The sequence below is a fragment of the Enterobacter sp. AN-K1 genome, assembly GCF_020971765.1.
Classification (GTDB): domain Bacteria; phylum Pseudomonadota; class Gammaproteobacteria; order Enterobacterales; family Enterobacteriaceae; genus Enterobacter; species Enterobacter hormaechei_C.
In genome coordinates this window covers 2,701,226-2,712,781 of sequence record NZ_CP087390.1, presented here as the reverse complement: position 1 = coordinate 2,712,781, position 11,556 = coordinate 2,701,226, and the positions used below count along the sequence as shown (strand labels likewise).

General features: G+C 56.5%; 10 protein-coding genes. 4 read left to right on the top strand and 6 right to left on the bottom strand.

Annotation, left to right across the window (positions count from 1 at the left end):
* Positions 1–22: 22 nt before the first annotated feature.
* From bsmA to LOC22_RS12975, 3 genes are all read left to right on the top strand, one after another.
* Positions 23–352 carry a biofilm peroxide resistance protein BsmA gene (gene bsmA, locus LOC22_RS12985; protein ID WP_163293573.1) on the top strand — a complete coding sequence of 110 codons (330 nt, stop codon included), beginning with the start codon at positions 23–25 and terminating at the stop codon, positions 350–352.
* A gap of 148 nt (positions 353–500) precedes the next feature.
* Positions 501–776, top strand: a complete 276-nt coding sequence (gene yjfN / locus LOC22_RS12980) for a DUF1471 family protease activator YjfN (RefSeq protein WP_003856009.1) — start codon at positions 501–503, stop codon at positions 774–776.
* 170 nt (positions 777–946) lie between these two features.
* Positions 947–2,878, top strand: a complete 1,932-nt coding sequence (locus LOC22_RS12975) for a methyl-accepting chemotaxis protein (RefSeq protein ID WP_230238950.1) — start codon at positions 947–949, stop codon at positions 2,876–2,878.
* Here the strand turns inward: LOC22_RS12975 and LOC22_RS12970 are convergent.
* On the bottom strand, positions 2,875–4,497 hold the full coding sequence (locus LOC22_RS12970) for an isovaleryl-CoA dehydrogenase (protein WP_230238949.1): 1,623 nt from the start codon (positions 4,495–4,497) through the stop codon (positions 2,875–2,877). The two genes, LOC22_RS12975 and LOC22_RS12970, sit on opposite strands and share 4 nt — an antisense overlap.
* Positions 4,498–4,692: 195 nt before the next feature.
* On the opposite strand from LOC22_RS12970, the gene LOC22_RS12965 reads away from it, so the two are divergent.
* The gene (locus tag LOC22_RS12965; protein ID WP_015572471.1) at positions 4,693–5,967 is read left to right on the top strand and encodes an MFS transporter; all 1,275 of its coding nucleotides are present in this window, start codon (positions 4,693–4,695) and stop codon (positions 5,965–5,967) included.
* Between the two features lie 91 nt (positions 5,968–6,058).
* Here the strand turns inward: LOC22_RS12965 and rlmB are convergent, their stop codons facing one another.
* The 5 genes from rlmB to LOC22_RS12940 all read right to left on the bottom strand — a co-directional run bounded on the left by rlmB (position 6,059) and on the right by LOC22_RS12940 (position 11,551).
* Entirely contained in the window at positions 6,059–6,790 is a 732-nt protein-coding gene (gene rlmB, locus LOC22_RS12960) for a 23S rRNA (guanosine(2251)-2'-O)-methyltransferase RlmB (protein WP_015572470.1), read from the bottom strand.
* A 63-nt stretch (positions 6,791–6,853) separates the two neighbouring features.
* Positions 6,854–9,295 carry a ribonuclease R gene (rnr, locus tag LOC22_RS12955; protein WP_023295804.1) on the bottom strand — a complete coding sequence of 814 codons (2,442 nt, stop codon included), beginning with the start codon at positions 9,293–9,295 and terminating at the stop codon, positions 6,854–6,856.
* A gap of 38 nt (positions 9,296–9,333) precedes the next feature.
* Positions 9,334–9,759, bottom strand: coding sequence for a nitric oxide-sensing transcriptional repressor NsrR (nsrR, locus tag LOC22_RS12950; RefSeq protein WP_003855998.1), 426 nt, complete (start codon positions 9,757–9,759; stop codon positions 9,334–9,336).
* Between the two features lie 192 nt (positions 9,760–9,951).
* A complete protein-coding gene (locus LOC22_RS12945) occupies positions 9,952–11,250 on the bottom strand; it encodes an adenylosuccinate synthase (protein ID WP_003855997.1) in 1,299 nt (432 codons plus the stop codon).
* 103 nt (positions 11,251–11,353) lie between these two features.
* Positions 11,354–11,551 carry a DUF2065 domain-containing protein gene (locus tag LOC22_RS12940; RefSeq protein WP_003855996.1) on the bottom strand — a complete coding sequence of 66 codons (198 nt, stop codon included), beginning with the start codon at positions 11,549–11,551 and terminating at the stop codon, positions 11,354–11,356.
* Positions 11,552–11,556 lie beyond the last annotated feature (5 nt).

The following is an 11,556-nucleotide window of genomic DNA, read 5'->3' as shown; positions in this document are numbered from 1 at the left end:
TAAATTCGCAGACAACTACACTATGGCTATCAGGAAAAGAGACAGGTTTATGCGCAGGCTTATGGCTTTATTGCTGGTCTCACTGCTCAGCGGATGTTCCATATTGCAGGGTACGCCAGAACCGGCGCCGCCGGTTACCGATCATCCTCAGGAAATTCGTCGTAATCAGACGGAAGGATTACAACGCCTGGGTACCGTATCCGCGATGGTTCGTGGTTCCCCGGATGATGCAGAAGACGCAATTGAAGCACAGGCAGTTGCCGCAAAAGCAGATTATTACGTCATCACGATGATTGATGAAACCATTATTACGGGACAGTGGTACGCCCAGGGAATTTTGTACCGTAAGTAAGCATCATCATTTGAACGACTTTTACACTGCTTTGCGTCCGTAAACATTTTCCTGTCCACAATAAACTCCATGCCAGCAACAATGGAAATGAGTTTATTCGCGAAGGATTGCCCGGCGGATACCGGAGACACGTGAAAAGGAGCTGACGATGAAACGAACCCTTGCTTTAACGACGCTATTGCTTTCAGCGGGCCTGCTGAGCACCACGGCGCAGTCGGCCGAATTTGCCAGCGCGGATTGCGTCACGGGCCTGAACGAGATTGGTCAGATCTCCGTCAATAATATCACGGGGAGTCCGCAAGACGTTGAACGTGTCGTCGCCCTGAAGGCCGATGAACAGGGCGCATCCTGGTATCGCATCGTCCAGATGCAGGAAGATCACCATGTTAATCACTGGCGCGTGCAGGCCATTCTTTATGCATAATCCCTTCCGATAAAAGCCACTTAATTTTAGTGGCTTTTCACTTTTGCAAATTTTTTATCTCTACCGAAACCCAATAAAAACAAATATGTAACATTCAGTTACATTAAACAGATAAACGTTCTCTCCGCTCTGCCGTTGAACAGCCATCACTTTTCAATAATGAGCAATTTATGATCACCTTTTTCCGCCGGGCAGGCCTGGGCACGAAGCTATCGCTGCTTACAGGTGCAAGTGTCGCCACGCTTTTTTTGCTGTTCACTTTTCTGTTGAGCCACAACGCCAGCCAGCAGCTTGAAGAGCTTGCGGTTGAAGACCTGCACAACCAGTCCACCGGCATGGTGGATATGGTTGAGATGTTCAACACCAGCCTGAGCGAAGAGGTTGAAAGCTATACCCGTCTGTTCACGACCTTTTTGCCACAGCCGCTGAACAGCGACAGCAGCCAAAGCCGGACCATAAACGGGCTTACCGTTCCTCTGCTGAAAGGCGGCGAAACGGAGTTGCATGAAAACAATACGCTTTCTGATGACTTCCTGAGCCGAACGGGCGCCATCTCGACGCTGTTTGTCCGCAGCGGTAACGATTTTATCCGCGTGGCCACGTCGCTGCGTAAAGAGAATGGCGACCGCGCCATCGGAACCGTTCTTGATACCACCAGCCCGGCATTTGCGGCTGTCACCAAAGGGGAGGTCTATCGCGGCCTCGCGCTGCTGTTCGGCAAGCGCTATATCACGCAGTACCAGCCTGTTAAGAATGCGGAAGGCCAGGTTATCGGGATTATCTTTGTCGGCGTGGACATCACCCATTCGTGGAACGTCATGCGCGAGAAAATCCTTAACCGTCGTCTGGGCGAGAGCGGTCACTTCTTTGTGCTGGATCGCAGCAGCGGCAAAACGCGCGGACAGTATCTGTTCCATGCCAGCGAAGAGGGCAAACTGCCCAACTGGGACACGGCGACACAGCAGCAGCTTCTGAGTGATAAAGCCGGCACGCTGGAGCGCGTGAGCGCGGATGGCCGTACGCTCAAAGTCGCCTACACGCCGCTGCCGGGCTGGAACTGGACCATCGTGGGTGAAGTGGATAAAGCCGTACTGCTTTCAAGCGTCACCACGCTGCGCGATCGCTTCCTGATGGCGGGCGTGGTGCTATCCGTGCTCTTCGCGGGCCTGTTCGTTATCCTCATTCGCCGGATGCTAACCCGCCCACTGCGCGCAGTGATCGCGCTTGCCCGGCAGTATGCCGCAGGCGATCTGCGCGCCAGCCTGCCGGTAACCCGCCAGGATGAAGTCGGCCAGCTGATTGATGCGATCAACGGGATCGGGGGCGGCCTGCAAAAAATTGTGTTGCAGGTCCGCGAGGCCGCAAGCGAAATCCATCTGGGGACTAACGCGCTGGCTTCAGACACCGGCGAGATCTCTGAACAGATCAACAAACAGGCCAGCAGCGTTGAGGAGACCTCCGCCAGCATGGAGCAATTAGCCGCCACCGTGCAGCAAAATGCCGCTAACATGGAGCAAACGCAGCAGCTGGTGGGGGAAACCTCACGCGCGGTGCATCAGGGTGGAGAGACGGTGACCCACGCAGTTTCTACCATGGATGATATTCGTGATGCATCGAAACGCATTGAAGACATCACCCGCGTGATTGAGTCCATCGCTTTCCAGACCAATATCCTGGCGCTCAATGCGGCGGTTGAAGCGGCGCGGGCGGGCGAGCACGGGAAAGGTTTCGCAGTGGTGGCGCAAGAGGTACGCGCCCTGGCCGCACGCAGCGCCAACGCGGTGAAAGAGATTGAGCAGTTGATTGGCGACACGCTGAACAAGGTGAGCGAAGGCCATGCGCTTTCTGAGCAAACGCGTCTGGCGATGGATGCCATCATTGTTCATATCGATAACATCAGCCAGCTTGTCACCGAGATCAACCACGCCTCCCGCGAGCAGTCCGCGGGGATTGGTCAGGTGAATCTGGCGATGACGCACATCGGTGAGGCATCGCATATCAATGCCGATCGCATCTCACGCAGCGAGCAGACGGCACAGACGCTGCGCGAGAAGGGTTCCCATCTCACCCGGCTGGTGAGCCTGTTCCAGCTGAAGGCTTAACCGACCCGGCCCGTGGCGCGCAGCAGCAGGTCGGTTTGCACCTGTTCGCTCATCAGCGTGCCGCCCCGGGTATCCAGCATCATGCGGCACCACGCCTGCGCCACGGGCGGCGATGCGTGCCGCAGCATCTGACTTCCGGCCCCGAGTAAAAAGAGCTGCCGCGCGATCTCCCTGCCCTGCGCTTCCTGCGGTTTACGCAGCTTCTGCTGTAGCTGTCGCCAGCTGCGATCGAAGTGCCTGTCCTGACCTTTGACCTGCGCGAAATCATCGGCGAGCAGGTCGAGAATGCCCGACTGCTTCGCCAGCACGCGCAGTACATCCAGGCACATAATATTGCCAGAGCCTTCCCAGATGCTGTTGACGGGCATTTCACGGTACAACCGTGGAAGCTCACTCTCTTCGCAATAGCCTGCGCCGCCCAGCACCTCCATTGCCTCTGCCACAAACGGTATGCCCGCTTTGCAGACGCTGTATTTTGCCGCCGGAGTGAATAGCCGCGCCCATGCGGCCTCCTGCGGGTCGGTGCGGTTATCCCACGCCCGGGCGAGGCGGAACAGCAGTGCCGTGTGTCCCTCCAGCACCAGCGCCATACGGCTTAGCACGTCGCGCATTAACGGCTGGTCGATCAGATTTTTGCCGAAGGTCTGCCGCTGATGGGCATGATAAAGCGCCACCGAGAGCGCACGGCGCATCAGTCCGTGACTGCCAAGCGCGCAGTCAAAGCGCGTCAGCCCGCCCATCTTCAGAATTTGCCGGACGCCTTCCCCCTCTTCGCCCAGCAGCCAGCCGGAAGCATCAAGGAACTCAGCCTCACTGCTGGCATTTGATCGGTTGCCGAGCTTGTCCTTCAGACGCTCAAGGCGCACGGCATTGCGTTGCCCGTCGGGTAAGAAACGCGGGACAAAAAAGCAGGAAAGCCCGCCCTTCGCCTGCGCCAGCACCAGATGCGCATCGCTCTGCGGCACGGAGAAAAACCATTTGTGCCCCACCAGCCGGTAACTGCCATCACTGAATTTCTCTGCTTTGGTGGTATTACTGAGTACGTCCGAACCGCCCTGCTTTTCCGTCATCCCCATGCCGATCAGCAGGCCGCGCTTTTGCGCCCCCGGTGCGAGATGGGGATCGTAGCGATCGCTCATCAGCGGCGTTAACCAGTCGTGAAACGGTTTGGGCAGCGACTGTAGCAACAGCGGCGTGGCGGCGAAGGTCATGGTCACCGGGCATAGCGTTCCCGCCTCCACCTGTGCATGAAGCACAAAACGCGCGGCCCGGGCGACGAACGATCCTTTCCGCGCCTCCTCCTCCCACGCCAGGTTGTGCACCCGGTTGGCGCAAAGCCCCTGCATCAGAAGATGCCATGCCGGATGAAAGCGGACGTCATCCAGCCTCGCTCCCGTGGCGTCATAACGCAGCAGTTCCGGCGGATTAACGTTCGCCAGCCTGCCCAGCTCCAGCGACTCCGCCGTACCCAACTGCTGTCCGATGCTGGCAAGAAGATCCACATCCCACTCAGCCCCTTCGCGCGCTACCGCATCGCGCAGGGCGCAATCAGAGAGAAAAAGGTTGCTGTTCGATAGCGGTGCAGGTTGATTAAAAACGGTATGTGTCTGCCAGTGCATGCTGTCTCCCTCCTTTCATTGGCAATAAAGGTAAGTATGGACAGAGGGCATGCACGCTGCATGGGAGGGGGGTCACACGATGACGATCGTGTTGATATCATTCGTGAAATAGCTCACAGAACATAAGAATAAACTATTTCATTACTTCACCAATGCTGAATAATTTATTCTTACCCCGTTTATGTGAGGATCGTTATGCAACAGGATGCGCACAAGCGTGCATTAATTGCAGGCTCCATCGGTAATTTCATCGAGTGGTATGAATTTGCGGTCTACGGTTTTCTGGCAACGGTGATTGCCAGAAACTTCTTCCAGCTTGAGGGGGAAGCGGAGCTCACCAGCCTGATCCTCACCTGGGCCTCGTTCGCCATCGCTTTCTTCTTCCGTCCGCTGGGTGCGGTGGTCTTTGGCCGCATTGGCGACAGGATTGGCCGCAAACCGACGCTGATTATAGTGCTGGTATTGATGACGCTCGCCACCGCTGCCATCGGTATTGTGCCGGTCTACGCCAGTATCGGGATTGCCGCGCCGCTGATCGTTACGCTCCTGCGTATTCTGCAAGGACTGTTCGCGGGCGGTGAGTATGGCGGTGCGGTCTCATTGATGACGGAGTTCGCCCCGCGCGGCAAGCGCGGTCTTTACGGGGCATGGCAGTCCTTTACCGTGGCGCTCGGGCTGTTAGCGGGCGCAGGCATTGTCGCGTTGCTCTCTGCCCTGCTCTCCCCTGAAGCCTTGCACGACTGGGGCTGGCGCATTCCGTTCTTCCTGGCGCTGCCGATGGGTGCGGTCGCGCTATGGCTGCGGGTGAGCATGGAAGAGACGCCGAGCTTTGTGCAGCAACGGGAAAAACCGGTTGTTACTCAGGCCAGCACCGCCGCCACGTTCAAAACCATCCTGATGGGCATTGGCCGCGTGATGGTCTGGTCTGCGGCGGGTTATACCTATCTGGTGATTATGCCGACCTATCTGCAATCTGCGCTGCACACCGGTTTTAACCAGGCGTTACTGATTGCGGTGATTTCTAACATTGGGTTTGCGCTCACGATCATTCCGTCGGGCATGCTGAGCGACAGGATCGGGCGGCGCACGGTGATGATTATCGCCACCGTGCTCCTGCTGATCCTCGCCCTGCCGCTGCTGAAAATTTTGCAGGCGGAATCCAGTACGCTGGCAGTCAAAGCGATTGTGGTGCTGATTGCGGGGGGTCTGGTTGGGATGCTGGCAGGGCCGGGGCCGGCAATGCTGTCTGAGATGTTCCCGACGCGCGTGCGTTATACCGGGCTGGGGCTGGCCTATTCTCTGTCGAATGCGATCTTCTCGGGCTGTGCGGGGCTGATCATTACCGGGCTGATTAAAGAGACGGGCAATCTGGATATTCCGGCGTACTACGTGATGGCAACGGCGGTGGTGAGTATTTTCGCGCTGATGACGCTGAGAAAGGATGACCATTTACGGTCGTTAGAGGAGTGAGATTGTTGCCCGGTGGCGCTACGCTTACCGGGCCTACGGTACCATGCTTTTGTAGGCCGGGTAAGGCGAAGCCGCCACCCGGCACAACAGGCTACCCGCGCTGACGCACCGCTTCAAACAGGCAGATACCCGTCGCAACGGAAACGTTCAGGGACGATACGCTGCCCGCCATTGGGATGCTGATCAGCTCATCGCAGTGCTCGCGCGTCAGACGACGCATACCTTCGCCTTCCGCTCCCATCACCAGCGCCATACGGCCGGTCATTTTGCTCTGGTACAGGGTGTGATCCGCTTCACCGGCTGTTCCTACGATCCAGATATTTTCTTCCTGCAACAGACGCATGGTGCGCGCCAGGTTAGTCACGCGGATTAACGGGACGTTTTCCGCCGCGCCGCAGGCGACTTTTTTAGCGGTAGCGTTAAGCTGCGCGGAGCGATCTTTTGGCACAATCACCGCATGCACGCCTGCTGCATCGGCGCTACGCAGGCACGCGCCCAGGTTATGTGGGTCGGTTACGCCATCGAGGATCAGGAAGAACGGGTTCTCCAGCCCGGCGATCAGATCCGGCAGATCGTTCTCCTGATACTGACGGCCTGGCTTCACGCGCGCGATAATACCCTGGTGTACAGCACCTTCGCTTTTTTCATCCAGATACTGGCGGTTCGCCAGCTGGATCACTACGCCCTGCGCTTCCAGCGCGTGGATCAGCGGCATCAGACGTTTATCTTCACGCCCTTTCAGAATAAAAACTTCCTGAAAACGCTCCGGCGCGCGCTCCAGCAGGGCCTGCACCGCGTGGATGCCGTAAATCATTTCACTCATTGATGGTTCTCGTAATAAATATTTTCCCTCTCCCGTTGGGGAGAGGGTCAGGGTGAGGGGAAATTACTCCGCCTGCTGTTTCTTCGCCGCGCGCTTCGCTTTGGTCGCGGCCGCTATTTTTTGGGTCTTGGTCGACGGTTTTTTCGCTTTACGAGCGTCTTTTTTCGCCGCCTTGGGCTTCTGTTTCTTCTCGCCACGGAAAGCACTGTCTGGCTCAAAGTTTACTCTTTTACCTGCCTGACGTCGCTTACCGCCCGCTTTACCGTTACCGCCTTTTTTCGCTTTCTCACGCTCGGTTTTGCCGACGTTACGCGGAGCACGCTCGCTGGAGATGAGGCTGAAGTCGATTTTACGGTCGTCCATATTCACGGCTTCAACCTTCACTTCCACCCGATCGCCCAGACGGTAGGTCTGGCCGCCGGATTCGCCGATCAGACGTTGTCCGACCTGGTCGAAGCGGTAGTAATCGTTATCGAGGCTGGAAACGTGCACCAGACCGTCGATAAACAGCTCATCCAGACGCACGAAGAAGCCAAAGCCGGTGACGCTGGCAATCACGCCTTTAAAGACGTTACCCACCTGATCCAGCATAAAGTCACACTTCAGCCAGTCCGCCACGTCGCGCGTCGCTTCATCCGCACGACGCTCGGTCATGGAACAATGCTGGCCCAGTTGCAACATCTCGTCCATGGAGTAGTGATACCCTCCGGTTTCGGTCGTGTTGCCTTTATGACCCTGCTCGTGCGCCAGTAGATACTTGATCGCACGGTGCAGGGACAGATCCGGATAACGGCGGATCGGCGAGGTAAAGTGCGCGTACGACTGTAACGCCAGACCAAAGTGGCCCCGGTTTTCAGGATCGTAAATCGCCTGCTTCATGGAGCGCAGCAGCATGGTTTGCAGCATTTCCGCGTCAGGACGATCGCTGATGGATTCCAGCAGCTCGGCGTAATCGCGTGGCTCAGGCTTATTACCGCCAGGCAGCTCCAGGCCGAGTTCAGCCAGCACGGAGCGGAACGAGGTTACGGCCTCCGTGGTTGGCTTGTCGTGAATACGGAACAGCGCAGGCTCTTTGGCTTTCTCAACGAAACGTGCCGCCGAGATGTTCGCCAGGATCATACACTCTTCAATCAGCTTGTGCGCATCGTTACGCTGAGTCTGTTCGATACGCTCGATACGACGCTCAGCGTTAAAGATAAACTTCGCCTCTTCACTCTCAAACGAGATCCCACCGCGCTCTTCGCGCGCCTGATCCAGCGTTTTGTAGAGGTTGTGCAGCTCTTCGATGTGTTTGACCAGCGGCGCGTACTGTTCGCGAAGATCCTGATCGCCCTGCAACATATGCCAGACCTTGGTATAGGTCAGGCGCGCATGAGAACTCATCACCGCTTCGTAGAACTTATAGCCCGTCAGACGTCCCTTGCTGGAGATGGTCATTTCGCAGACCATACACAGGCGGTCCACCTGCGGGTTGAGGGAACACAGGCCGTTGGAGAGCACTTCTGGCAGCATCGGTACAACCTGCGACGGGAAGTAGACCGACGTACCGCGGCTGCGCGCTTCGTTATCCAGCGGCGTGTGCGGACGCACGTAATAGCTCACATCCGCGATAGCCACCCACAGACGCCAGCCGCCACCGCGTTTTTTCTCGCAATATACGGCATCATCGAAGTCACGGGCGTCTTCACCATCAATGGTGACCAGCGGCAGATCGCGCAGATCCACGCGGCCTGCTTTGGACTCTTCCGGCACTTCTTCACGCAGGTTTTCAATCTGATCTTCAACCGCTTTCGGCCAGACATACGGAATTTCATGGGTACGCAGCGCCATATCGACGGCCATGCCGGTGCCCATGTTATCGCCCAGCACTTCGACGATTTTACCCACCGCTTTGGTGCGACGGGTTGGGCGCTGGGTGAGTTCCACCACCACCACAAAGCCCATGCGTGCGCCCATCACCTCTTCAGGCGGGATGAGAATGTCGAAGCTCAGACGGCTGTCATCCGGCACCACAAAGCCTACGCCCGCATCGGTAAAGTAACGGCCCACAATCTGGCTGGTTTTCGGCACCAGCACGCGGACCACGCGCGCTTCGCGGCGGCCTTTACGGTCTGCACCCAGCGGCTGCGCCAGGATCTGGTCGCCGTGAATACACATCTTCATCTGTTCGGATGAGAGGTACAGGTCGTCTTTACGGCCTTCCACGCGCAGGAAGCCGAAGCCATCGCGATGACCAATAACGGTGCCTTTCAGCAGGTCGAGGCGTTCTGGCAGCGCGTAGCACTGGCGACGAGTAAAGACAAGTTGCCCGTCACGTTCCATGGCGCGCAGGCGGCGGCGAAGGGCTTCAATTTGCTCTTCACCTTCAATGTTCAGTTCAACGGCAAGTTCTTCACGATTGGCGGGTTTTTCGCGTTTTGTTAAGTGTTCAATGATGAACTCGCGGCTGGGGATAGGATTCGCGTATTTTTCGGCTTCGCGTTCCTGGAAAGGATCTTGTGACATGTCGGTTCCTCCGTTGTCAGCTCCGGTGGAAATTTTCTTCATTCCACCAGCAATAATTTATAAAGCGGTTGATTCTCTTCAACCAAATCGGCCAGCGTGTAGTTATCCAGTTCCTTGAGAAAACTTTGCACGGCCTTTGAAAGCGCCTGTTTCAGGCGGCAAGCGGGCGTAATGTGGCAGAACGCGCTGCTACAGTTCACCAGAGAGAGCGGCTCCAGTTCACGTACCACATCGCCAATACGGATACTCTGCGCCGGTTTACCGAGACGGATCCCTCCATTCTTCCCGCGGACGGCAGCAACGTATCCGGCACGACTAAGTTGATTGATTATTTTGACCATATGATTACGGGACACACCGTACACCTCTGTGACTTCAGAGATGCTGGTCATCTTCCCATCGGGTAACGACGCCATGTAAATCAGCGCGCGTAAGCCGTAATCGGTGAAACTTGTTAACTGCACATCAACCTCAGGAAAAAGGGAAAACGCGGTCAAACCGCAGAGATATTCATTAATGATGATAAACCAGCCAGATAGTTAGCGGCTAATTTATTTGACAGACGGGGCGAAAAAGCGGAGATCCAGGAGCGGTCGCCGGATGGCGCTGCGCTTATCCGGCCTACGGGTTTCCCCGCAGGCCAGCAGTCACGAAGATTATGCGTCGAACGGGTCGCGCAGGATCATCGTTTCAGTACGATCCGGGCCGGTAGAAATAATATCGATCGGCACTTCGGTCAGTTCTTCAATGCGCTTGATGTAGTCCAGCGCGGCTTTTGGCAGGCCACTACGCTCTTTCACACCAAATGTGGTCTCAGACCAGCCCGGCATAGTTTCGTAGATTGGCTCAATGCCTTCCCAGTCGTCAGCAGCCAGCGGAGTGGTGGTCACCTCGCGGCCATCAGGCATACGGTAGCCTACGCAGATTTTTACTTCTTTCAGGCCGTCCAGTACGTCCAGCTTGGTCAGGCAGAAGCCAGACAGGGAGTTGATCTGCACTGCACGACGCACTGCGACCGCATCCAGCCAGCCGGTACGACGACGACGACCGGTGGTCGCGCCAAACTCGTTACCCTGCTTGCACAGGAACTCGCCAGTTTCATCAAACAGTTCGGTCGGGAACGGACCCGCACCCACGCGAGTGGAGTACGCTTTGATGATACCCAGAACGTAATCCACATAACGCGGGCCCAGACCGGAGCCGGTTGCCACGCCACCCGCGGTGGTGTTAGAGGACGTTACGTACGGATAGGTACCGTGGTCGATGTCCAGCAGCGTACCCTGCGCACCTTCAAACATGACGAAATCGCCACGCTTGCGCGCCTGGTCCAGCAGATCGGACACATCAACAACCATACCGGTCAGAATATCAGCAATCGCCATGACGTCATCCAGCACTTTCTGGTAGTCAACGGCTTCGGCTTTGTAGAAGTTCACCAGCTGGAAGTTGTGATATTCCATCACTTCTTTCAGTTTTTCAGCGAAGGTCGCTTTGTCGAAGAGGTCACCCACGCGCAGACCGCGACGAGCCACTTTATCTTCGTAAGCGGGGCCGATACCACGACCGGTGGTGCCGATCGCTTTCGCGCCACGCGCTTTTTCACGCGCCACGTCCAGCGCCACATGATAATCCAGGATCAGCGGGCAGGCTTCGGAGAGCAGCAGACGCTCACGAACAGGGATACCACGGTCTTCCAGACCTTTCATCTCTTTCATCAGCGCAGCGGGAGACAGCACAACGCCGTTACCGATGATGCTGGTGACGTTTTCGCGAAGAATGCCTGATGGAATAAGATGGAGGACGGTTTTTTCACCGTTGATTACGAGAGTATGGCCCGCGTTGTGACCGCCCTGGTAGCGTACAACATATTTGGCCCGTTCAGTCAGAAGATCAACAATCTTCCCTTTACCTTCGTCACCCCATTGGGTGCCCAGTACGACGACGTTGTTACCCATTTTTTCAAAATCACCGTTTGCTTAAAAATGGATTCTACCATCGCTTTTTCAGATATACAGCACTTTTTGACCCTAAAATATGCCAATTGCGGTTAGTTTTTGATCAGCCAATCGTTTTCCTCAACATGTAGTAGATAACGATACCGGCAACCACAAGACCACCGCCAAAACGACGCAAAATATTGTCCGGGAGTTGGCTCATTGTCGCGATCATCCGGCGCCATGCGCGCGGATAGAGCATCGGGCCGAGGCCTTCCAGCACCAAAACAAGGGCCAGTGCGAGCCAGATCGTGGAGTTCATTTTTC

Bases quoted from the DNA above. Each gene is read 5' to 3' on its own strand.
- bsmA (WP_163293573.1), top strand. From the start codon at position 23: ATGGCTATCAGGAAAAGAGACAGGTTTATGCGCAGGCTTATGGCTTTA.
- yjfN (WP_003856009.1), top strand. From the start codon at position 501: ATGAAACGAACCCTTGCTTTAACGACGCTATTGCTTTCAGCGGGCCTG.
- LOC22_RS12975 (WP_230238950.1), top strand. From the start codon at position 947: ATGATCACCTTTTTCCGCCGGGCAGGCCTGGGCACGAAGCTATCGCTG.
- LOC22_RS12970 (WP_230238949.1), bottom strand. From the start codon at position 4,497: ATGCACTGGCAGACACATACCGTTTTTAATCAACCTGCACCGCTATCG.
- LOC22_RS12965 (WP_015572471.1), top strand. From the start codon at position 4,693: ATGCAACAGGATGCGCACAAGCGTGCATTAATTGCAGGCTCCATCGGT.
- rlmB (WP_015572470.1), bottom strand. From the start codon at position 6,790: ATGAGTGAAATGATTTACGGCATCCACGCGGTGCAGGCCCTGCTGGAG.
- rnr (WP_023295804.1), bottom strand. From the start codon at position 9,295: ATGTCACAAGATCCTTTCCAGGAACGCGAAGCCGAAAAATACGCGAAT.
- LOC22_RS12945 (WP_003855997.1), bottom strand. From the start codon at position 11,250: ATGGGTAACAACGTCGTCGTACTGGGCACCCAATGGGGTGACGAAGGT.
- LOC22_RS12940 (WP_003855996.1), bottom strand. From the start codon at position 11,551: ATGAACTCCACGATCTGGCTCGCACTGGCCCTTGTTTTGGTGCTGGAA.